The 21,235-nt window shown below is 69.6% G+C and carries 22 protein-coding genes; 15 read left to right on the top strand and 7 right to left on the bottom strand.

From position 1 onward, the window contains the following. The first annotated feature begins 96 nt into the window (after nucleotides 1-96). The 7 genes from ACFYXH_RS37205 (at nucleotide 97) to ACFYXH_RS37175 (ending at nucleotide 7,447) form a co-directional block, all read left to right on the top strand. The gene (locus tag ACFYXH_RS37205; protein WP_389572836.1) at nucleotides 97-1,392 is read left to right on the top strand and encodes a hypothetical protein; all 1,296 of its coding nucleotides are present in this window, start codon (nucleotides 97-99) and stop codon (nucleotides 1,390-1,392) included. Nucleotides 1,393-1,688: 296 nt separating this feature from the next. Further along, on the top strand, nucleotides 1,689-2,696 hold the full coding sequence (locus tag ACFYXH_RS37200) for a serine/threonine protein phosphatase (RefSeq protein WP_389572833.1): 1,008 nt from the start codon (nucleotides 1,689-1,691) through the stop codon (nucleotides 2,694-2,696). Continuing rightward, entirely contained in the window at nucleotides 2,693-3,892 is a 1,200-nt protein-coding gene (locus ACFYXH_RS37195; RefSeq protein WP_389572830.1) for a lipopolysaccharide kinase InaA family protein, read from the top strand. Before ACFYXH_RS37200 ends, ACFYXH_RS37195 begins: the two co-directional genes overlap by 4 nt. 58 nt (nucleotides 3,893-3,950) lie before the next feature. Then, nucleotides 3,951-4,661, top strand: a complete 711-nt coding sequence (locus tag ACFYXH_RS37190; protein WP_389572827.1) for a vWA domain-containing protein — start codon at nucleotides 3,951-3,953, stop codon at nucleotides 4,659-4,661. Further along, nucleotides 4,658-5,080, top strand: a complete 423-nt coding sequence (locus tag ACFYXH_RS37185; protein WP_389572824.1) for a hypothetical protein — start codon at nucleotides 4,658-4,660, stop codon at nucleotides 5,078-5,080. The genes ACFYXH_RS37190 and ACFYXH_RS37185 overlap by 4 nt, the downstream gene beginning before the upstream one ends. A 22-nt stretch (nucleotides 5,081-5,102) precedes the next feature. After that, complete coding sequence (locus ACFYXH_RS37180; protein ID WP_389572821.1) at nucleotides 5,103-6,221, top strand: hypothetical protein; 1,119 nt, start codon at nucleotides 5,103-5,105, stop codon at nucleotides 6,219-6,221. 458 nt (nucleotides 6,222-6,679) lie between these two features. Beyond that, nucleotides 6,680-7,447: an NPP1 family protein gene (locus ACFYXH_RS37175; RefSeq protein WP_389572818.1), complete on the top strand. Its 768-nt coding sequence runs from the start codon at nucleotides 6,680-6,682 to the stop codon at nucleotides 7,445-7,447. 87 nt (nucleotides 7,448-7,534) lie between these two features. Here ACFYXH_RS37175 and msrB read toward each other — a convergent pair whose 3' ends face one another. The 4 genes from msrB to ACFYXH_RS37155 all read right to left on the bottom strand — a co-directional run bounded on the left by msrB (nucleotide 7,535) and on the right by ACFYXH_RS37155 (nucleotide 10,782). Then, nucleotides 7,535-7,942, bottom strand: coding sequence for a peptide-methionine (R)-S-oxide reductase MsrB (gene msrB / locus ACFYXH_RS37170; protein ID WP_389572815.1), 408 nt, complete (start codon nucleotides 7,940-7,942; stop codon nucleotides 7,535-7,537). Nucleotides 7,943-7,963: 21 nt separating this feature from the next. Beyond that, a complete protein-coding gene (murC, locus tag ACFYXH_RS37165; RefSeq protein ID WP_389572813.1) occupies nucleotides 7,964-9,361 on the bottom strand; it encodes a UDP-N-acetylmuramate--L-alanine ligase in 1,398 nt (465 codons plus the stop codon). A gap of 82 nt (nucleotides 9,362-9,443) precedes the next feature. Further along, nucleotides 9,444-9,914, bottom strand: a complete 471-nt coding sequence (locus tag ACFYXH_RS37160; RefSeq protein ID WP_327326690.1) for an indole-3-glycerol phosphate synthase — start codon at nucleotides 9,912-9,914, stop codon at nucleotides 9,444-9,446. A gap of 106 nt (nucleotides 9,915-10,020) precedes the next feature. Then, nucleotides 10,021-10,782 (bottom strand): pyrimidine reductase family protein, encoded by a 762-nt coding sequence (locus tag ACFYXH_RS37155; RefSeq protein WP_389572811.1) that lies wholly within the window; start codon nucleotides 10,780-10,782, stop codon nucleotides 10,021-10,023. On the opposite strand from ACFYXH_RS37155, the gene zapE reads away from it, so the two are divergent. From zapE to ACFYXH_RS37130, 5 genes are all read left to right on the top strand, one after another. Beyond that, nucleotides 10,781-11,890, top strand: coding sequence for a cell division protein ZapE (gene zapE / locus ACFYXH_RS37150; protein ID WP_389572808.1), 1,110 nt, complete (start codon nucleotides 10,781-10,783; stop codon nucleotides 11,888-11,890). The genes ACFYXH_RS37155 and zapE overlap by 2 nt on opposite strands. Before the next feature lie 53 nt (nucleotides 11,891-11,943). Continuing rightward, nucleotides 11,944-12,369, top strand: coding sequence for an OsmC family peroxiredoxin (locus ACFYXH_RS37145; protein ID WP_385301361.1), 426 nt, complete (start codon nucleotides 11,944-11,946; stop codon nucleotides 12,367-12,369). Between the two features lie 130 nt (nucleotides 12,370-12,499). Beyond that, the gene (locus ACFYXH_RS37140; protein WP_389572806.1) at nucleotides 12,500-13,882 is read left to right on the top strand and encodes an alkaline phosphatase PhoX; all 1,383 of its coding nucleotides are present in this window, start codon (nucleotides 12,500-12,502) and stop codon (nucleotides 13,880-13,882) included. 115 nt (nucleotides 13,883-13,997) lie between these two features. Continuing rightward, on the top strand, nucleotides 13,998-15,491 hold the full coding sequence (locus tag ACFYXH_RS37135; protein ID WP_389572803.1) for a nucleobase:cation symporter-2 family protein: 1,494 nt from the start codon (nucleotides 13,998-14,000) through the stop codon (nucleotides 15,489-15,491). Nucleotide 15,492: 1 nt separating this feature from the next. Beyond that, nucleotides 15,493-16,317: a PPK2 family polyphosphate kinase gene (locus tag ACFYXH_RS37130; protein ID WP_389572865.1), complete on the top strand. Its 825-nt coding sequence runs from the start codon at nucleotides 15,493-15,495 to the stop codon at nucleotides 16,315-16,317. A gap of 6 nt (nucleotides 16,318-16,323) precedes the next feature. Here ACFYXH_RS37130 and ACFYXH_RS37125 read toward each other — a convergent pair whose 3' ends face one another. Continuing rightward, a complete protein-coding gene (locus ACFYXH_RS37125) occupies nucleotides 16,324-16,737 on the bottom strand; it encodes an organic hydroperoxide resistance protein (protein ID WP_389572799.1) in 414 nt (137 codons plus the stop codon). Between the two features lie 98 nt (nucleotides 16,738-16,835). On the opposite strand from ACFYXH_RS37125, the gene ACFYXH_RS37120 reads away from it, so the two are divergent. Next, on the top strand, nucleotides 16,836-17,348 hold the full coding sequence (locus ACFYXH_RS37120) for a MarR family winged helix-turn-helix transcriptional regulator (protein WP_389572796.1): 513 nt from the start codon (nucleotides 16,836-16,838) through the stop codon (nucleotides 17,346-17,348). Between the two features lie 60 nt (nucleotides 17,349-17,408). On the opposite strand, the gene ACFYXH_RS37115 is transcribed toward ACFYXH_RS37120, so the two are convergent. Together ACFYXH_RS37115 and ACFYXH_RS37110 are read right to left on the bottom strand one after the other, a co-directional pair. Continuing rightward, nucleotides 17,409-18,818: a S1 family peptidase gene (locus tag ACFYXH_RS37115; RefSeq protein ID WP_389572792.1), complete on the bottom strand. Its 1,410-nt coding sequence runs from the start codon at nucleotides 18,816-18,818 to the stop codon at nucleotides 17,409-17,411. 153 nt (nucleotides 18,819-18,971) lie between these two features. Further along, nucleotides 18,972-19,457, bottom strand: a complete 486-nt coding sequence (locus tag ACFYXH_RS37110) for a cupin domain-containing protein (RefSeq protein WP_389572790.1) — start codon at nucleotides 19,455-19,457, stop codon at nucleotides 18,972-18,974. Between the two features lie 186 nt (nucleotides 19,458-19,643). On the opposite strand from ACFYXH_RS37110, the gene ACFYXH_RS37105 reads away from it, so the two are divergent. Further along, a complete protein-coding gene (locus tag ACFYXH_RS37105; RefSeq protein WP_389572862.1) occupies nucleotides 19,644-20,126 on the top strand; it encodes a MarR family winged helix-turn-helix transcriptional regulator in 483 nt (160 codons plus the stop codon). A gap of 102 nt (nucleotides 20,127-20,228) precedes the next feature. Then, nucleotides 20,229-21,119, top strand: coding sequence for a polysaccharide deacetylase family protein (locus ACFYXH_RS37100; RefSeq protein WP_389572788.1), 891 nt, complete (start codon nucleotides 20,229-20,231; stop codon nucleotides 21,117-21,119). Nucleotides 21,120-21,235 lie beyond the last annotated feature (116 nt).

Raw genomic sequence — 21,235 nt, 5'->3', positions numbered from 1 at the left:
CTGACCCGGCCCTCAGCGGAGGGCGGGGAGTCCCCCTGCTGCTGTCCCCGGACAGCTGCGGGACATGTCCTTCAGCGCAGAAAGGAGAGGGGAACCGTGGAGGAACAGAGCTACGACCCCGTGCTCGGCAGCGAGGAACTCGCCCGGTGGCGGCTGATGAACCCGTTGCGCCCGCCGGCCCCCGGCCGCGCGCTGGTCCTGGTCCGGGACAGTGGGCCCTCGCTGACCATCCACAGCGGCGAGGAGATCCCCTCGTCCCGGTTCGGCGCGTACCTCAAGGTGTTCACCGTCGACATGACCGAGCATCGGCTGATCCTCGACATCCCGCTGCTCAGCCGTGATCCCACGTTCTCCTTCCGCAGCCGCGTCGACCTGGTGTGCCGGGTGGCCGACCCGGCACGAGTGGTCTCGCGCGGCATCCGCGACATGAGCGGGGCGCTCTACGGATTTCTGCGCAAGACCCTGCGCGGTGTCGCGCGCGACTACGACATCGCGGAGTTCCACGAGGCCGAGCAGGCCCTGAACTCGGCGCTGGCCGGCTTCACCGGCGACGACGCCGTGCGGCTGCGCGGCATACAGATCGAACTGCTCGTCGACGAGGACGAAATCGCCGCCAGCGGGCGGGAGTTCCGCGACGTCGTGCGCGAGACCAGGCTCGCCGGGATGCGCCGGAAGCGGCACCTGGACATGATCCGCGCAGAGGGCGTCGACGGACTCATCGCCGAGATCATGGAGAAGGAGGGGGCGCGCGCGGCGCTCGCCTGGATCGAGAAGGGCGAGGCGGACAAGCGCGAGGTCCGCCGCGAGGTCATGCGCATGATCCTGGAACGCGGCGACGCCGACCGCGAGACCTTCGAGCAGGCGGAGCTGGAACGCGCCGTCCTCGATGAAGTCCTCCGTGACGGGGACGGCCTGTTCGACACGGCGACGCGCCGCGGCAGGCTTCGCGGCACGATGCCCCGCGCGCTGGAGTCCGACCGAGGAGACGACGAACCCGCCGCGGGCTCGGACGTGTCCGAGCCGGTCCTGGGCGAGGTGGTCCGCGACCGGTACGACGACGGCGGAAGTCTTGGGGGCGGCGACCGCACATCCCGCATACGCAGAGACGGTGACAGGCGCCCGGACGGGCGGGCCGCGTCGCGCGAGCCCGCGAGTGGTGGTCGCGACGGTTCGGACTCCCCGCGCGGGCGCGGCCCAGCAGGTACCAGCGGCCCGCCGGCGGACGAACCGCTGCCGCCGGAGCACGGCGAGTCCGGTCCGTCCCGTGCCCCCGGCCCGTCCGGGTCGAGAGGCGCGGACGGGCCGGGGGCACGGGTCAGCCGGATCCGCGGAACCGCCAAGCGTCCGCGCGGAGGAACGTCCGGCACCGGTCGCGACGAGGAGGGTCGATGACCCATGACGACATGCGGCACCACCGGACTCCGGGCGTGCCGCCGGGTGCGCCCCACTCCCCCGCGTACCCGCCCGGTGCGCACATGGGCTCGCCCGCTTCCGGAGCACCGGTACCGGCTCCGGGTCCCCCTCCCCAGGCGCAGGGTCCGCGCGGGCGCGGCCCCGTGCCGCCGGCGCCGGCCCCCACGGGGGAGCTGCCAACAGATGGGGCACGGCCGCAGCACCCGCCGGTCGCAGAGCAGGCCGAAGGGCGGCACCGACGGGACCCCGGCACGAACCGAGCCGCGCCTCCCCGGATGATCTGGACCAAGGACAAACCGGGCTACCAGGGATTGTCGGTGTGGACCGAGCGGGTGCCCGGACGCGGCGAGGACGCGGAACCCTTCGTCGCCCACCATATGGATACCGCGCAGGGGCTGCTCGCCGTGTTCGACGGCTCCGGCGGATCCGGCGCCGCCCCCGTGTGGCAAGCTCCGAACGGAGAGACGATGACCGGAGCCTGGGTGGGCGCCCGCGTCGCGCGACTTGCCACCGACTGCTGGTTCCGCGAGGTCGCGACCGGCAGTGAACCCTCAGGACCGGAGTCCCTGCACACGTACGTGGAGTACTTCCTCTCCAAGTCACCGCAGCGACGCAGCAAGATCAGCGGCACCATGCGCCGACTGCTGCCCACGACCCTCGCGGCCGTCCACTACCGGATCGTCCGTGACTCGCTCGAACTCCAGCCACTGTGGGCGGGCGACTCGCGGGCGTACGTTCTGAGCCCTGCGTCCGGGCTGCAGGTCCTCACGCGCGACCACACCCGGGAGAGCGACGCACTGGCATTGCTGCGCTCGGACCCGCCGATGACGAACCTGGTCTGCGCGGACCGTGACTTCATCATCGACAGCCAGCTGCTGGCGTCCTTCCCGCTACCGTGCGTCCTCGTGGCGGCGACCGACGGTTGGTTCGGCTATGTCCAGACCCCTTCGGACTTCGAGGACATCCTGCTGCAGACGCTCGAGGAAGCACACGACGAGCGGGACTGGGCGGATCTGCTGCGCCGGAGGGTGCAGGGCTACACGGCGGACGACGCCTCCCTCGCCATCGTGGCCATCGGCCACTCGGGCTTCGGCGAACTGAGGGGCCGGTTCGCCGCCCGCCTGGCCGAGCTGCGGGATCGGTACGACCGCGGGCGGCGCTCGGGCGAGAGCGGTTCCCCGGAGTCGGCGGCCCGCGCACGCGCCTGGCACGAGGACATCTGGCACGCCTACCGCGCCGGTTACGAAAGCTGCCTGCCGCCCGCACCCGAGGAGCGCGCATGAAGAACGGGGCCGTCATCGGTGGCTACCACATCGTCAGTGAGCCCACGAACGCCAACGGCGGCAAATGCATATGGGCGTTCGCCGAGCGGGACGGGGCACAGTACTTCGTCAAGCAGTTCCTGGAGCCCAAGCGCCCGCGGGACGACGACACGAGGGACACCCCGAGCCTGCGCATCCGGCGTGAGCTGGCACGGGAGTTCGAGGACCGCCATCGCACGATCATGGAGCGGCTGCGCCCGGACGCCCGCGGCGGCGGCAATCTCGTCCTCGCCACCGACTTCTTCCACGAGGGCAGCACCTACTACAAGGTCACGGAGCGGATCGACACCTCCAGCCTGGAGAAGCCTCAGTCGCTCGAACCACGCCCGAAGACGGTCCTGCTCAAGACGCTCGGTATGAGTCTGAAGCAGCTGCACGACATCAACATCGTGCACGGCGACCTCAAGCCGCTCAACGTGCTCGTTCAGAAGCGCGACGGCGCTGCCTTCCACACGGCCAAGCTGATCGACTTCGACGACTCGTACGTCGCCGGAAGTCCGCCGGGCCGCACCGACGTTGTGGGCGACACGGCATACGGGGCACCCGAGTGGCGCCGCTACATGCAGGGCGACGAATCGGTCACGGCCGAGCATCTGACGTGTGCGGTGGACGTGTTCGCGCTCGGCCTGATGACTCATGTCTATCTGACGGGCGCGCTCCCGGGGTTCGACGCACGCTTCGGTTCACCGGCCGACGCCGTGAACGCGGGTGAGCACCTGCAGCTGAACACCCGCCTGTCGGACGCGATGCTTGGCCTGCTCCGCGCGATGACCGCACGGGCTCCGGGCAGTCGCCCCAGGATGGCGACCTTCCTGAAGGCGCTGGCCGACCCGGAGGTGTGCGCACTGCAGCATCGCCGTCCGGGCACATCGCTCCCGGAGGAGAAGGCGGGCACGGGAGAGCGCCCGGGTCCCGGCGGCAAGCCGCGTACCAGCCGCATCAAGACCAATCCGGCCTCCACGGGGCGCCCGGGCGGCGAGAGCTCACCGGCCACGAAGGCAGGCCCGCCCCCGCCGCGCACTCCCGAGCCCGCGCCGAGGTCCACCGACGAGCCCGCTTCCGGGCCTGCCCGTGAACCGGCGGCCGCCGCCGAGTCCGCGCCGCCGAAGCCGTCCCGCGTACGGATCAATCTCGGGGACCGCGGCCGCCGCCGCTGACTCCGCCGGACCGCGGCGGCTCCCTGCCACCGCCCCGCTACACCGCGAGGAGAACCACGTGAACGCCAACATCGAGCAGTACCAGGGCAATCTGCAGTACGCCGTCGACATCGTGCTGTGCATCGACGCGACGGCCAGCATGTACCCGGTCCTCGACAGCGTGAAGTCGAGCGCTCTGCAGTTCCACGACCGGCTCAACGACGTCATGGGCAAAAAGGGCAAGTCGATCAGCCAGCTGCGCGTCAAGGTCATCGCCTTCCGGGACTTCGGTGATGACCCGGGAAGCGCCATCGAGCAGACCGGATTTCTTCAACTTCCCAGTCAGTCAAGCGACTTCGAGCGGTTCCTGGAAGGCATCGACGCCGACGGCGGCGGTGACATCCCCGAGTCCGGCCTGGAGGCCCTCGCCCTGGCCATCAACGCGCCCTGGGAGACCGGGCTGGACCGCAGGCGCCATGTGATCGTGATGTTCACCGACGCCCCGGCCCACCCGCTCGGCACCGTCGGCGCATCGGCCCAGGGATACCCGGCGGGCATCCCGCGCACCATCGACGAGCTGTTCGAGCAGTGGGGTTACGCGCGCAGCCAGACCGCGGTCATGGAGCAGTCCGCCAAGCGGCTGGTTCTGTTCGCTCCCGAGGAGGCACCGTGGTCGGATGCTATCGCCGAGGAGTGGGATCTCACGCTGCACTTCGCCTCCAAAGCCGGCGAAGGGCTGGAGGAGTTCGAGATGGACGAGATCATCGAGACGATCGCAAACAGCCTGTGAATCTCAGTTGGGACGACTTCCGCCTGACGTACCAGGATCACCGGCTGGAGCTCGTGTGGCCCGGGTTCTCGGTGCTCGAGGCCGAGTTGGACCGCTGTGTCTCCGCCACGTTGAGGCAGCGGGGGCCGGACGGCGGCGCCCAGCTGGTGTTCCAGTTCCATGACTCGGACCGTCCGGTGCCGGGCCTTCTGGTGATCCGGGTGGACGTCCCGGCCCGGTATACGGATGGGGCGCATATCTTCACGGAGTGGCTTCGGCATCGGCACGGTGTGCCCGAACACGCGCAGGAAGCAGCCGAGGACACCGTGCTGGAGCAGGTACCGCTGAATTCCGCTGCTTGGATCGCCGCCCCGGCCGGTCCGGCGTCCGACGAGCTGTTCCACCATGTGCTGACATGCATCGCCATGGACACGGACTGAGACAAGCAGAGGGAGTAACGGGGTGGCCACGTCGCCAAACTGGCGCTGCGCGGACTGCGACACGTTCAACGATCCCGTGGACCGGGCGTGCACGATTTGCGGGAGCACCCGGCGCACCACCGCGCCCGCGCGCGACTCCGCAGCGCCGGGGGCCACCCCGAAGTCCCCCCGGAAGACCGCGCCGAGCGCCGCGCCGAAGCCTCCCCCGAAGTCCGGACCGAAGCGGCCGTCCGCCAAGCCCGCGGCCGACTGGCGCTGTTCCCAGTGCGACACCAATAATGCACGCACCGACCTCAGCTGCATCGTGTGCGGCACGGGCTGGAAAGCAGCGACAGCGAAGAAGCCGACGGCCAAGAAGCCCGCGGCGGGTACGGCAGCTCCCAAGAAGGCGGCGCCCAGGAAGCCGACGCCCAAGCGCACCACCACCCCGCCGGGCACCGCCCGACCGCGGCCGTCCACCGCCGGGACAACTCCTCGTACAAGCTCATCCGGCACGCGGCGGACCAGCGGCACAAGTTCCCGCGGCACGGCCCGGCCGTCGCCCGGCACTCCCGCCGAGGGCGTCTTCTTCCCGTCGACGCCCACTGCCGGCTACACACCGCCCACAGCCGCACCGACCCCCGCGCCCTCCCCGGCTCCCGTCCACACGCCTCCGCCTTCCCCGTACACCCCCTACACTCCCGCTCCGGCGAAGGAGTCCAACGGCTGTGCCAAGGGATGCCTGGGACTGGTCGTTCTGGCGGTCCTGCTCACCCTGTTCTCGGACGGATGCAGGAATGCACTCGATTCCGCCGACGGAGACGGTGACGGCTCCACCCCGGCGGCCACCTCCGATCCCTGCCCGGGGCGGATCGCTGCGGAAATCCCCCAGGGCGACGGGGCTGAGCTGGCCGAGGCGTTCCGTACCAGCAACAAGCAGATCACTCTGTGCCGGACCACCGCGGGAAAGCTGTACTACTTCGGCGAGTTCAGCGACCGGCGCGAGAAGGGCATCGTCATGGGCGCTGAGGAGACGGCCGACGGCTACGAGGCGCGCAACGGTCCGTACCGTTACGTGATCCACAGCGGGGTGGTCACGATCTACGAGTCGGGCAGGCAAATAGGCGAGGAGAACGTGACGCCGGAGCCTTCGCCGTCATGACCTCCCGCCCCGCCTCAGCCCGCGTCCGGCTCCAGCCGCAGCGAGATCGAATCCCCCCACCAGCCTGCCGCCGGCAGACAGTTGGTTCCTTGGCTGCTAAGGGTCCTTGAACCTGCTCCAGGGAACCTGTTGCTACCCGGGCACCAGCGGCGCGACCAGCGGGCTGCTCCGTCGACGCCCGAACCGGCGCGGACCGCTGGTGCCCGAGGCGTAGCCAGCCGACGCCGCCCGGCGGTACGTCAACTCGCGGTTCCCGCCCAGACCTTGACCGCTGCGCCGACGCCGCCTACTCCTCCTGGGGCTCCGTCAGGAACCAGCCCCCACTCCTCCGTATTGGCCTACCTTTCATCGCTCTGACACGTCTCAACGCTCAACGCGTCAACGAGATTGGGCGAGGCTGAGCCGTGCATGTCAACCGGGCCGGGTGGCCCCACGCCCCGGCCGATCAGGAGGACGCAGTGAAGAAGAGCTCGCGCATCCGCAAGGTCTCGCTCATCCTCGGCAGCGCCATCGCGCTGGTAGTCGCCTTTCCGGGCAGCGCCCTCGCCGATCCTCCCAGCGCCCTGCCCGCCAATGCGGACGGACTGGAGCAGACGTTCCAGCCGGCCTACGACTACGACGTGGACGGCTGCTACCCCACTCCCGCCATCGGCCCCGACGGGACCATCAACCCCGGCCTCAACACAACCGGGGCCGTCAACGGCAGTTGCCGCGACTCATGGGACCTCGACAACACCAACGGATACGCACGGTCCAAGTGCAACAACGGCTGGTGCGCGATCATGTACGGCCTCTATTTCGAGAAGGACCAGGCCGTGGCGGGCAGCGGACTCGGCGGACACCGCCACGACTGGGAGCACGTCGTGGTGTGGGTGCAGAACAACCAGGCCCAGTACGTCTCCACCTCCGCCCACGGCAATTTCAACACCTACGGCCGTGACCAGATCCGGTGGGACGGGACGCATCCCAAGACCGTCTACCACAAGGACGGCATAAGCACGCACGCTTTCCGCCCCGCGAACTCCAACGACGAGCCGCCGGAGAACCACTACCACGGGTGGCAGTTCCCCAGGCTGGTCGGCTGGAACGGCTACCCCGCGGGCCTCCGCGACAAGCTGAGCCAGGCCAATTTCGGCAGTGCCGTCTTCGGCCTCAAGGACGGCAACTTCAACTACCACCTCGAGAAGGCCAAGCCCGCCAACATCTCGTTCGACCCCAACGCCTGACAGGCAGGGCGGGGATGGCTGCAGCTTCAGCTGCCACCCCGCCCGTGCCCGGGAGGACCATGGGTGTACGGCAGCGGGACGCCTCGCTCAGTCCTCGTCCGGCGCCAGCGTCAGCGAGATCGAGTTGATGCAGTACCGCTGGTCCGTCGGGGTGGCATACCCCTCACCCTCGAACACATGCCCAAGATGCGACCCGCACCGCGCGCACCGCACCTCCGTGCGCGCCATCCCGTGCGAGCGGTCCTCGATCAGCTCGACCGCGTCCGTGTCCTTCGGGTCGTAGAAGGACGGCCAGCCGCAGTGCGACTCGAATTTCGTGTCGGAGCGGAACAGCTCGGCGCCGCACGCCCGGCAGGAGTAGACACCCGCCGTCTTGGTGTCGGTGTACTCACCGACGAAGGCGGGCTCGGTGCCGGCCTGGCGCAGGACCTGGTACTCCGCGGGGGACAGCTCGGCACGCCACTGCTCGTCCGGCTTGTCGACGTCGTAGGACATGAAAATCGGCTCCCTCAGGTTCTACCTACCGGCCAGACGGGCCAGGATGACCGGACCGAGGTCCGTCACGTCACCCGCGCCCATAGTGAGAACCAGATCGCCCGGCTTCGCCATTCCCGCGATGACGTCGGGGACGGTCGCCTTGTCGTGGACGGCCGTGACATCGGCGCCTGCCGTGCGGGCAGCGTCGATGATCAGGGTGCTGGTGATGCCCGGGATCGGGTCCTCGCGGGCCGGGTAGATGTCGAGGACCACCGAGGCGTCCGCCAGCGCGAGCGCCTGGCCCATCTCCGTGCCCAGTTCCTGCGTACGGGAGAAGAGGTGCGGCTGGAAGACGACCAGCAGCCGGGCGTCCGCCGCCGCGCCGCGCATGGCCTCGAGGTCGGCGGTCATCTCGGTCGGGTGGTGCGCGTACGAGTCGATGACCTGGACGCCGGCGGACTCGCCCTTGAGCTGGAGGCGGCGCTTGACGCCGGTGTACTTGCCGATCGCCGAGGCGAGGTTGTGCGCCGGGATGCCGAGCGCGACGCCCGCTGCGAGGGCGGCCACGGCATTGTGCGCGTAGTGGCTGCCGGGGACCGAGACGGTGAAGGTGAGGAACCGGCCACCGAGCAGAACCGTGACCTCGCTGGTGAGGCCTCGCGGGGTGACCTTGTGGACGCGGACGTCGGCGGACTCGGACTCACCGTAGGTGACGACCTTCAGCGTGGACAGGTCGCGGACGCGCGCGGTGAGCTCGACCGCGCCGGGCTGGTCCGCGGAGATCACCAGCGTGCCGCCCGGGACGACCTTGCCGACGAACGTCTCGAAGGAGTCGTAGATCTCGTCCATCGAGGCGTAGTTGGCGTGGTGGTCGAGCTCCACATTGAGGACGATCGCGACCTCGGGGGCGTACTTCTGGAAGCTGCGGTCGCTCTCGTCGGCCTCGGCGACGAAGATATCGCCCGCGCCGTGGCGGGCGTTCGTCCCCGGCCCTTCGAGGTCGCCGCCGATCGCGTACGAGGGGTCGAGCCCCAGCTCGGTGAGGGCCACGGCCAGCATGGACGTCGTGGTGGTCTTGCCGTGGGTGCCGGCGACGGCGATCGAGCGCAGCCCGGTCATCAGCGAGGCCAGCGCGTCGGAGCGGTGGACGACCGGCACGGAGAGCTCGGTCGCGCGCGCCAGCTCCGGGTTGTCGGCGCGGATCGCGCTGGAGACGACGACGCAGCTGGCGTCGGTCGCCAGGTACTCGGCCGCGTGCCCGATGTGGACGGTGGCGCCGAGCGCGCGCAGGGCCTCCGCCGTGGCCGACTCCTTCGCGTCGCTGCCCGCCACCTTCGCGCCGCGCTGGGCGAGGATCTTCGCGATGCCCGACATTCCGGCGCCGCCGATGCCGATGAAGTGCGGGCGTTCCATGGCGCTAGGGACGGCGGGTGCCATGCGTGTGTCTCCCCAAGATGTACGAGTAGAGATGTACACGTAACGCTGTGCGAGTGCGTGCGAGTACGTGCGGGGCTCCAGCCTATTCGCTGTGCGCGAAGAGCTTGAGCACGGGGACGCCGACCTTGTGGCGGGCCCGGGAGGCCCAGTCCCGGTGGAAGAACTCCTCCACATAGTGCGGCGCGGTCAGCACGATCACCTCGTCGGCGCCCGATTCGTCCACCACGGACTTCAGCTTGTCCAGCGGATGGTCCTCGACGACCTGGCCGACGGCCTCGCAGCCCGCCGCCCGGAGCGCCCCGAGCGAGTGCTCCAGGGCGAGCTCGGCGGGGCCCTTGGCATCCTTTCCCTCGGGCTCGTCGCCCTCGCGGACCGCCTCCTTCAGCTCGCCGAGTGCCACGTCATCGATGGCACGCAGCAGGAGATCGGCCTGATCGCCTCGGGGCTGCATCAGCACGATGAAGGAGATGTTCTCCTCCCCGTGCAGAGTGGTGACGAATTCAACGTCCTCGGAGGTCAGGGGCTTCTCGATCATCAATACGCTTGTGAACACGTCAGGAGCCCTTCTGCGGAAACCATCCTGCCCCGTGCCCGCACGGGGTCTGCGAGAGTAAGTGTGCCTCGCGGAGACTAACCGGAACGGCAAATTCCGCCGATTGTCAGATGCGACGGTAGCGGGTGAAAAGGAACCCTGCCTCCTCCAGTACCGATGCCAGGGCGAACCTCTCCGGAACAGCCAGCGCCGGTCCGCCCGCGATCCGCTGCGCGTCCCCCGCCGTCAGTGTCGGCGACAGGCTCAGACACAGCTCGTCCAGCGCCCCGGCCGCCACGAACTGGCCCAGCAGCCGTGGCCCGCCCTCGGTGAGCAGCCGGACGAGTCCCCGTTCGGCGAGCGCCCGTACCGCCCTGGGCGGCTCCACCCCGGGGCCGTCCCCGGCGATCACCACCTCCGCGCCCGCCTTCTCCGCCGCCCGGATACGGTCCGGGGGCGCCGCGGCCCCCGTCAGCAGCAGCGTCGGAACGAGCGGCTCGGCGAACAGCGGAAGCGAGAAGTCCAGGTCGAGCGAGGCACTGACCACGGCGATGGCGGGGGCGGGGCCCTGGCCGGCCGCGGCCCGCCGCTCGGCGAAGGCCTCGCGGGCACGGGCGGGGCGGTAGCCCTCGAGGCGTACCGTTTCCGCGCCGACCACGACCGCGTCGGCGAGACTCCGCAGGGTGCCGAAGATCCGCATGTCCGTGCCGGAGGAGATCGGCTGGGAGCGGCCCTCGTGCTGGGCCGCCCCGTCCAGCGTGGAGACCATGTTCGCCCGCAGCCAGGGCCCGCCCCCGTCCGGATACCCATAGGCGTCGGCCAGCTCGTCCAGGGACCACTCGCGGTCCACGGCGGCTGTCTGATCGGTCACAGGGAACAGGCGTCGCATGCTGTGCAGTCTGGCACGGCCCTTACAGTTGGGAACTGTGTCGACAAGCCCCATAACCGAAGCGGCCCCACTGTCCCTGTGCGCCCGCGAGCCGCGCGTACCCGCCGACCGTCTGGTCGCCGAGATGGTGCCGCCGCCGCGCTTCGACTCGGTGCGCTTCGACACCTACGTCCCCGACCCGAACCAGCCCAGCCAGACCGAGGCGGTCACGGTCCTGAGCTCCTTCGCGGCGGGCCTCGGCGGGGCACACGCGAGCGGCGCCGCCAAGCGCAAGTGGTTCAGCAAGAAGCCCGCGGCCCCCACCGGGCCGCGCGGCGTCTATCTCGACGGCGGCTACGGCGTGGGCAAGACCCATCTGCTGGCCTCCCTCTGGCACGCCACCCCGGCGGACGCGTCACTCAAGGCCTTCGGCACCTTTGTGGAGCTGACGAACCTGGTGGGCGCGCTCGGCTTCCAGCAGACCGTGCAGACACTGAGCGGGCACCGGCTGCTCTGCATCGACGAATTCGAACTGGACGACCCGGGCGACACCGTCCTCGTATCGACGCTGCTCGGAAAGCTCGTCGACGCGGGCGTCGCGCTGGCGGCCACCTCCAACACGCTGCCCGGCAAGCTCGGCGAGGGCCGGTTCGCCGCCGCCGACTTCCTCCGCGAGATCCAGGGGCTCTCCGCGCACTTCCGGCCACTGCGGATCGACGGCGAGGACTACCGTCACCGCGGGCTGCCCGAGGCCCCTCCCCCGTACTCCGACGAGCAGGTCGCCAAGACCGCGTACGCCACCGAAGGCGCGTCCCTGGACGACTTCCCGCATCTCCTCGAGCACCTCGCGAAGGTCCACCCGAGCCGGTACGGGGCACTCACCGACGGTCTGCGCGCGGTCTGCCTCACCGATGTCCGGCCCATCCCCGACCAGTCGACGGCGCTGCGACTGGTCGTACTCGCCGACCGGCTGTACGACCGGGAGGTGCCGGTGCTCGCCTCGGGAATGCCCTTCGACCGGCTCTTCAGCGAAGAGATGCTGAACGGCGGCTATCGGAAGAAGTACTTCCGGGCAATCTCGCGGCTCACCGCGCTGGCCCGGGACGCGAAGGGGCTTGTGGGGCAGTAGGTTTGGGGCTTTGGGGGCCGAAAGCCCTCTTAGCCATCAGAAGGGGAACCATCATGGCCACCACGCGTACGGCGCACACGGTCTGGGAAGGCGAGCTGCTCAAGGGCTCGGGCACCGTCACCCTCGACTCGTCGGGCATCGGCAGCTACCCGGTCAACTGGCCGTCCCGCGCCGAGCAGGCCAACGGCAAAACCAGTCCCGAGGAGCTCATCGCGGCCGCCCACTCGAGCTGCTTCTCCATGGCCCTCTCGCACGGTCTGACCGGCGCCGGTACCCCGCCCACCCGGCTGGAGACCAAGGCCGATGTGACCTTCCAGCCCGGTGAGGGCATCACCGGCATCCACCTCACGGTGCAGGGCGAGGTCCCCGGTCTCGACGCGGACGCCTTCGCCGCGGCCGCCGAGGACGCCAAGAAGAACTGCCCGGTGAGCCAGGCTCTGACAGGTACGACGATCACGCTCAGCGCTTCCCTCGCCTGACCCGGCCGGGGCGCGGCGACAAGCACAGCCACACACAAAGGCATAGTGGCCCGCACGGTTCTCGTGTCACCGAACTGCGTGATACACACGTGCGGGTCACATCTCCTGTCCGCCAGCAGGGAGTTGCCCCATGTCCGCAACACGACGACAAGTCCTGGCTCGTACCGGTGCGTTGAGCGCCGGTATCGCCTTCACCGGTGCTTTCTCCGAACTCTTCGCGGGCACCGCGGCCGCCCGCGGGCACAGCGGGTACGGCCCGCTCGTCCCCGACCCGGCCGGGCTGCTCGATCTGCCAAAAGGTTTCCGCTACCAGGTTCTCTCCCGCGAGGGAGATCCACTGCGCTCGGGCGAGGGCAAGGTTCCCAGCAACCACGACGGCATGTCGGCCTTCGCCGGCCGCCGGGGCCGCGTCCACCTGGTGCGCAACCACGAGAACCGCGTCACCGCCAACATCGCTGTCCCGGCCGTCGAGGGCCTCACCTACGACCCGATGGGCAAGGGCGGCTGTACGGCCCTTGAGCTGGACAGCCGCAACAATGTGCTGTCCGAGCGCGTCGCCATCGCCGGCACGGCCGTCAACTGCGCGGGCGGGCCCACCCCGTGGGGCACCTGGCTCACCTGCGAGGAGACCGAGGACAGAGCCGGCACCAATGGCTACACCAAGGACCACGGCTTCATTTTCGAGGTCGACGGCGCCGATCCGCGCCGTACCGGAGCCGTACCGCTCACCGCGATGGGCCGGTTCCAGCACGAGGCGATCGCCGTCGATCCGAAGAGCGGGATCGTGTACGAGACGGAGGACGCTTTCGACCGGCCGTTCGGGCTCTTCTACCGCTTCCTGCCGAACAAACCGCTCGGCGGGACGGGCTCGCTGCGCGCGGGCGGGACGCTGGAGGCGATGCGGGTGCCCGGGGTGCCCGACCTGTCCGCGATCCAGGAGACCGGCGCGAGCTTCGACCGGATCGAGTGGGTGCCCGTACCGGACAGCCAGGCGAAGCAGACCCCGGTCCGCCTGCAGGACTTCGGCCCGAAGGGCATCACACACGCCCAGAAGCTGGAGGGCTGCTACTGGGGCGGGAGCTCGGTCTACTTCGTCTCCAGTTTCGCCGTCAGCAAGGCGGGCTCGGCCGCAGACCATTTCGGGCAGGTGTGGAAGTACGAGCCGCACCGGCGCCGGCTCACGCTGGTGATCGTCTTCGGTCCGAGCACGGACATCCAGCTGCCCGGCGAATCTCCCGACAACATCTGTCTCGCGCCCAGCGGCGGGCTGATGGTGTGCGAGGACGGCGGGGGCAAGCAGCATGTGTACGGGCTGACGAAGCGCGGCGAGGTCTACCCGATGGCGCGCAACGCTCAGGCAATTACCTCAGCCGCTGCCGCGGCGGGTGGCACGTCCGAGGAGCCGGAATGGGGCGAGTTCGCGGGCGTCACCTTCTCGCCGGACGGGGAGACCATGTACGTCAACTGCTATACGCCCGGCACGACGTTCGCGGTCACCGGGCCGTGGTGCTGATCCTCTGAGCCACCCGGACGGGGGCGGGTGCGGCGCAACACGTGCGTAACGCATCCGCCCCACGGTCTCAAAGATCGCCTGCATCAATGCTGGTCAGTCTCCCGAAAGGCCTGCCATGGATGCTCCGGATGCCGACTTCCGCCACCCCGTCGACCGACGGCCGCCGCTCGCCGGGCTGGCCGCGCTCGGCATCCAGCATGTGCTGATCATGTACACCGGCTGCATCACCGTGCCGCTGGTCTTCGGCGCCGCGGCGGGACTCGACTCCTCGGCGATCGCCCTGCTCATCAACGCGGATCTGCTCGTCGCGGGTCTGGTGACGCTGATCCAGAGCCTGGGCATCGGCAGGATCCTCGGCATCCGCCTTCCCATCGTCACCGGCGCCACCTTCGCCGGTGTGACGCCGATGATCCTGATCGAGCAGGAGTACGGCATGCAGGCCGTGTACGGCTCGATGCTCGCCGCCGGGTTCTTCGGGCTGCTCGTCGCCGTGCCGTTCGCACGGCTGGTCCGTTTCTTCCCGCCGCTGGTGAGCGGCACGGTGATCACGGTCATCGGCCTCTCGCTCATCGGTGTCGCGGGCGGTCTGATCACCGGCAACGACCCGAAGGCCGCGGACTACGCCTCGGGCTCGCGGCTCGCCCTGGCCGGCGGGGTGCTGGCGTTCATCGTGCTCTTCGCCCGGTTCGCCCGCGGCTATCTGGGCCAGATCGGCATCCTGCTGGCGCTGGTCGTCGGCACGCTGGTCGCCATACCGATGGATCTGACCGACTTCTCCGGGGTGTCGGGAGCGAACTGGCTGGGGCTCGCGGCGCCGTTCCACTTCGGTGCACCGCAGTTCCCACCGACCGCGGTCATCGCGATGTGCGTGGTGATGCTGGTGATTTTCACCGAGTCGACGGCGTCGATGCTGGCGGTCGGCGAGGCGACGGGCCGGCCGGTCAGCGAAAGGGATCTGGCGCGGGGCCTCGCGGCTGACGGGCTCTCCGGTGTCCTCGGCGGGACGATGAACTCCTTCATGGACACCGTCTTCGGCCAGAACGTCGGGCTGCTCGGCATGACGAAGGTCGTCAGCCGGTACGTCACGGCGGTGGCGGGCGGCATTCTGGTCGTGCTCGGCCTGGTCCCCAAACTGGGCGAGGTGGTGGCGGCACTGCCGGGACCGGTCGTCGGCGCGGCGGGCCTCGTGCTCTTCGCCACGGTCACGATGGTCGGCATCAATACGCTGCGCCGGGTCGACCTGGGGCAGAGCCACAACCTGACCATCGCTTCGGTATCGCTGGGTGTGGGCCTGCTGCCGGAGATGGCCGAGGGGATCTACGACGGATTCCCGTCCTGGGCGCAGATCATCACCGGCAGCGGTATCACGAGCGCGGCTGTCACGGCATTCGCGCTGAACCTGCTCTTCCACCACACCACGCTCGCGGGAGCCGGGGTTCCGTCGCACGATCGAGGGAACGGACCGGAGCCGGAAGGGGCACGCGGTGGCCAAGAAGGACGGCAAGAAGGACGAGAAGAAGACCGCGAAGAAGCACGCAGGGAAGGACGCGAAGGAGCGCACGGCGGAGGACAGGGGGAAGAAGCAGAAGCGGCCGGCCCAACTCCGTGAACTGCTGCGCATCCCTGGGGGCGAACCCGTCGACCTCTCCTCGTACGACCCCGGAGCCACCCCGGCCGGCCCTGCGAACAAGGCCGCCGGGCTGGCGGCGACCGCCCGGATGGGTGAACGGCTCTCCGCCCTCCAGGAGCGTCTCTACGCGGCGAGCACGGCGGGCGACCGCCGCCGGCTCCTCCTCGTGCTCCAGGGCATGGACACCAGCGGCAAGGGCGGCACACTCAAGCATGTGGTCGGCCTCTTCAACCCGGCCGGCTGCCGGATCAAGGCGTTCAAGACCCCGACGCCCGAGGAGCGGAACCACCCGTTTCTCTGGCGCATCGTCAGGGCCCTGCCGGTGCCCGGCGAGATCGGGATCTTCGACCGCTCGCACTACGAGGACGTACTGATCGCCCGCGTCCACGAACTGGTCCCGCGCCGCCATCTCGGCAGCCGCTACCGCCAGATCAACGACTTCGAGGAGGAACTCGCCGAGAAGGGCACCACGGTCGTGAAGGTGTTCCTGCACATCAGCTACGAGGAGCAGCGCCGCCGCCTTCTGGCGCGCCTCGACAATCCGGAGAAGCACTGGAAGTTCAGCCCCAGCGACATCGAGGACCGCGCGCTGTGGCCGGAATACCAGAAGGCGTACGGGATCGCCCTGAAGCGCTGCTCGACGGAGGCGGCGCCCTGGTACCTCGTACCGTCCGACCGCAAGTGGTACCGCAACTGGGCGATCAGCAAGCTGCTGCTCGAGCACCTCGAGGCACTGGATCCGCAGTACCCCAAAGCCGGCTTCGATGTGGAGGAGTGCCGCAAGCGGCTGCTCGAGGCGGCCTGACCGGCGTTACTCGATGACGAGCTCGACCGGCAGGTTGCCGCGGGTGGCCTTGGAGTACGGGCAGTAGGCGTGGGTCTTCTCGAGCAGATCGCGGCCCGCCTCGCCCTGCAGGTGGTCGGGCAGCTCGACCCGCATGATCACGGAGAGGGCGAAGCCGCCGTCGGTGTCCTTGCCGATGCTGACCTCGGCGGTCACCGAGGCGTCCTTGACGTCGATCTTCTCCTGACGGCCGATGGCACCCATGGCGCTGGCGAAGCAGGCGGCGTACCCGGCGGCGAAGAGCTGCTCGGGGTTGGTGCCCTGGCCGTTGCCACCCAGCGCCTGGGGGTGGGCGAGCGGCAGGTCGATGTGGCCGTCGGAGCTGACAGCGCGGCCTTCGCGACCGTTGGCGGTGGCGACAGCGGTGTAGAGCGCGTCCATGAGTTGCATCCCTCTTCGTCCGTGGAGAACCGTTGATACGATAGTGACACACAATTCAGTTGTGCACAACTAAATGATGTGAGGTATACCCTGGCTCCATGGAGAAGACGACGCTGACAACCGTGCCGGACGAGGACTTCCTCCGCCTCGACCACCAGATCTGCTTCTCGCTGCACGCCGCGTCCCGGGCCTTCAACGGCGTCTACCGGGTCGCGCTCAAGGACCTCGGCCTCACTTACCCGCAGTATCTGGTGATGCTGGTGCTCTGGGAGCACGGCGAGCTGCCGGTGAAGCGGATCGGCGAGCATCTGCGCCTGGACTCGGGCACCCTGTCGCCCCTGCTCAAGCGGCTGGAGTCGGCGGGTTACGTGGAGCGCAGGCGCAGCATCGAGGACGAGCGCTCCGTCACCGCCCGCCCCACCGCCGCGGGCGCCGCGCTGCGCGAGAAGGCACTGGACGTGCCGCGCAGGATCGCGGCGGCGACGGGTATGTCTCTGGACCAGATCCGCGAGCTGCGCGCGGGCCTCGACACGCTGACCGCCACGCTGGACACGGCCGAACTCGACGGCACGGCCACCGACTGCGCGACTGCCGACGAAGAGGCCGAATGACGCCCGGCCCCGGGCATCGGTCGATGCCCGGGGCCGCGTGCTGTCCTGCGGGTGTTCGTGTCAGCCGGCGTTGTGCGCCCCGCCGTTGACCGCCGCGTCGCCGTTGCCTGCCTCGCCGGCGTTGTCTGCCTCGCCGCCGTTGCCCGCGTCACCGGCGTCGGCGCCACCCGCGTTGCCGGCGCCCGCGTTGCCCGCGTCACCGTTACCCGCGTCACCGTTGCCGGCGCCCGCGTCACCGTTACCGGCGTCACCGTTACCCGCGCCCGCGTCACCGTTGCCGGCGCCCGCGTCACCGTTGCCGGCGTCACCGTTACCCGCGCCCGCGCCCGCGTTACCGGCACCCGCGTCACCGCCCGCGCCGATCTCGGCGCCCACCGCGGCCAGCGCCGTGGTCACAGGCTGGAAGAACGTCTCGCCGCCCGAGGTGCAGTCTCCGCTGCCGCCCGAGGTGAGGCCGATCGCGTTTCCGTCCTGAGTGAAGAGCGATCCTCCGCTGTCGCCCGGTTCCGCACAGACATTGGTCTGGATGAGACCCGTGACGGTGCCCTCCGGGTAGTTCACCGTGGCGTTCAGACCGGTGACCTGGCCGTCCTTCAGCCCGGTGGTGCTGCCCATACGGAGCACCTGCTGGCCGACAGCCGCGTCGGCGGCCTGCGTGATCTGCACGGTCTGCCCGCCACCGACGTTGACCTCGCTCGGGGCTTGGGTCGCCGGGTCGTCGTACGTGACGAGGGAGAAGTCGCCGTCGCCCGGGAACGTGGCCGCCTGGACGGTGCCGATGGGCGCGCCGTTCTGTTCCGCGGACCACTGCTTGGCGGCGACACCGCAGTGCCCCGCGGTGAGGAAGCCGGGCTGACCGTCCTGGGTGGTCACATTGAAGCCGAGCGAACAGCGCGCGCCGCCGCCGAAGATGGCGTCGCCGCCCGAGACGAAGGGCTTGAACTCTCCTGCCGACTTCTGGATCCGGGCCATGCCGCCGCCCAGAGACTTCACAGTCGACTCGAGTCTGTTCCACTTCTCACCGGCGACCGTGCGGTCCGCCGTGACAAGGATCTGGTTGGTCTTCGGGTCTACGGACCAAGCCGTTCCCGGGATGGTGGCCTTCTCGGCCAGTGTGCTCGCGGCGGACTTCAGTTCGCCCGCGCTGTTCTCGACACTCCTCGCCACCGCGCCGGCCTTGTTGATCTGATTCACGACGTTGCTGTCGTCGCCGACAACGTTGATGATGATCTGCTGCTTGGCGGCGTCGTAGTAGGCCCCGCCGAAGGCTTCGCCGAGCTTCGGGGCCAGCCTTGAGACGAGATCTGCCGCCGATGCGGCGCTCATCGTCTTCGGGTTCGACCGTGCCGCAGAACCGGAACCGGACTGCGAGGCGTTGGCGTGGGGCAGCAGGATGGCCGCTGCGGCGATGCCCGCCGCTCCGGCTCCCGCAAGAACGGCTTTGCGCTTGGGTATTCGCCTGTGACTCAACTCGTCGCCTCCTGTAGGGGGGTGCGGAGTCCGGTTGCCGACGGAAACCGGGGGACGCGTCCAACCCTTGATACGGATGGGGCGGGAGTTGTACTCATCGCCGTTGCAAAAGAAGTTTCCTGACGAACCGTCAATCAGGTCTCCTCGGGGCCTTCATGACGGCAGTCGGCTGCCGCACCGGCTGCAGTAACGTGCGCCGATCTCCTCGGCCGGAAGATCGCAGCCGGGACAGATCCGGTTGAGCAGACATGCCGCTTCGCCGCCTTGCGCCACGGCGGCGCTGCGGATAGCGAGTCCCGGACGGCGGCAGTGCACTGTCACATAGACCAGTCCGTCCTCGTCGGCGAAGAGCGCACGACGGACGCCGCGCGGCAGCCAGGCGACGCACCCGGCCGCCAGCTCCTGCCGCCCACCGGTGTCCGTCTCCAGTCGGCCGCTGCCGCTCAGCACACACAGCAACACGTCGAGATCCGGTTCGACATGGCCGGCGACCCGGGCGGCGGGCAGCATGCGGATGATGTTGGCGTCCAGCTGCCGCCCTTCCTCGGAGAGGCGCCACAGAGCACCGCCCCGGTCGGCGGGCAGGTCATGAAGCAGGTCGGCGATGTCGGCGAGCACGCCGGCGGGGGGCACAGCCATGTCGTTCCTCCTGAGCACAAGGTCCTCGGAGAGCGGCACCCACGCCTTCGCCACGGAGGACCCGGCCGACAGGCAGGCGTGCGGTGTTGAGCTGCGTCACGGTGCCAGTGCCGCCCCCGAGCAGAGGCCCGGCATCCAACGGGCCCTCCGCTCGGGCATCATTGCACAGTGCAAAAGAACGGCGGGATGGACGACGTGGAGGCGGTGACCCGAGCCGTGCTGACCGCGTCCCGGCTGCTGGTCGCCGTGTCCGCGCGATCCCTGGCCTCCGTCGAGGACCGGGTGACGCTCCCGCAGTTCCGGCTACTGGTCGTGCTGTCCAGCCCTGGCGCCGCGAAGCTCGTGCTGCTCGCGGAGCGGCTCGCGGTCAGCCCGTCGACCGCGATGCGCATGGTGGACCGGCTCATCGCCATCGGCCTGGTGGACCGGCAGACCAATCAGGACAACCGGCGCGAGACGGTGCTTCAGCTGACGCCGGAGGGCGTGCGCATCGTCGAGGTCGTGATGGCCAGGCGCCGCCGGGAGATCGCGTCGATCGTCGAGCGCCTGGCCCCCGAGCAACGCGCGGCGCTGATCGCGGCACTCACCGCGTTCAGCGAGGCGGGCGGGGAACCTGATGCCCCTTCGCGGCCGGTCGAACTCCACCCGCTGGGCTGGACGGGAGGCTGAGCCAGCCTTCTGACGGAACGTAACCCTGACGCGCGTGCGCCGTGCGCTCCTACTATCCGACTGATCGGATAGTTTCCGTCGGTGATCACTTTTGTACGAAGAATGATGACCGCTGCCGTGATGGGCGCCGTGCTCGTCGGCTGCTCCAGCGGCAACGGTGGCAGTTCCGCCCAGCCGTCACCCCGCAGAACGGACGCAGCCGCTTCCGCAAAGGCCGCAAAGCCCGCAGAGCCCGGGAATCCCGGGAATCCCGGGAATCCGCTCACGGACAAGGTGCGGAAGGCTCCGACCCTCGCGCCCGGGCCCGGCGGCCTGACGCCCGTTCTCGAGCGCGCACCCAAGTCGGCCGCGAAGGCCGAGAAAACCGTCGCGCTCACCTTCGACGCCGACATGACCGCCGACCAGGGGCCCCGGGCCGCGCGTGGCGAGCGTTTCGACAACCCCGCCCTGATCGCCTCGCTGCGGAGGCTCAACGTCCCTTCGACGGTCTTCATGACCGGCCGCTGGGCCGAGGAGTACCCGGATCAGGCGAAGGAGATCGGCAACGACCCGCTGTTCGAAATCGCCAACCACTCCTACAGCCACTACGCCTTCAAGTCGCCCTGCTACGGCCTGCCACTGGTCGCGAAGAACGCCATGCCGGCCGAGGTGGACCGGGCCTTCGCCGCGTTCAAGAAGGCCGGGGCCCGGAATGTGGTGCCGTACTTCCGCTTCCCGGGCGGCTGCTACAACGACGCGGCCCTGCGAGCCCTGGCTCCGGCGAAGGTGACCGCAGTCCAGTGGGACGTCGTGAGCGGCGACGCCTTCGCCACGGACGGGGACGCCGTCGCCGAGCAGGTACTCAAGGGAGTGCAGCCGGGGTCGCTGGTGGTGATGCACTGCACGCGCAGCGCCGCGCCGGTCACGGAGCAGGCGGTCCGCAAGATCGTCCCGGAGCTGCGCAAGCGCGGCTACCGCTTTGTTAAGGTCTCCGACCTGATGCGGGGTGCGTGAACGCGCATGGTTGACCGGCGCCGTCCGGCAGCCTGTCCGTCCTCGATCGCCGCACGGGCCTGATCATCTCCGCAGGGGCCTGATCATCGCCGCACGGGCCTGATCATCGCCGCACG

The sequence above is a fragment of the Streptomyces sp. NPDC002730 genome, assembly GCF_042888805.1.
GTDB lineage: Bacteria > Actinomycetota > Actinomycetes > Streptomycetales > Streptomycetaceae > Streptomyces.
The sequence above is the reverse complement of the archived record's forward strand: the minus strand, read 5'-3'. Positions and strand labels throughout refer to the sequence as shown.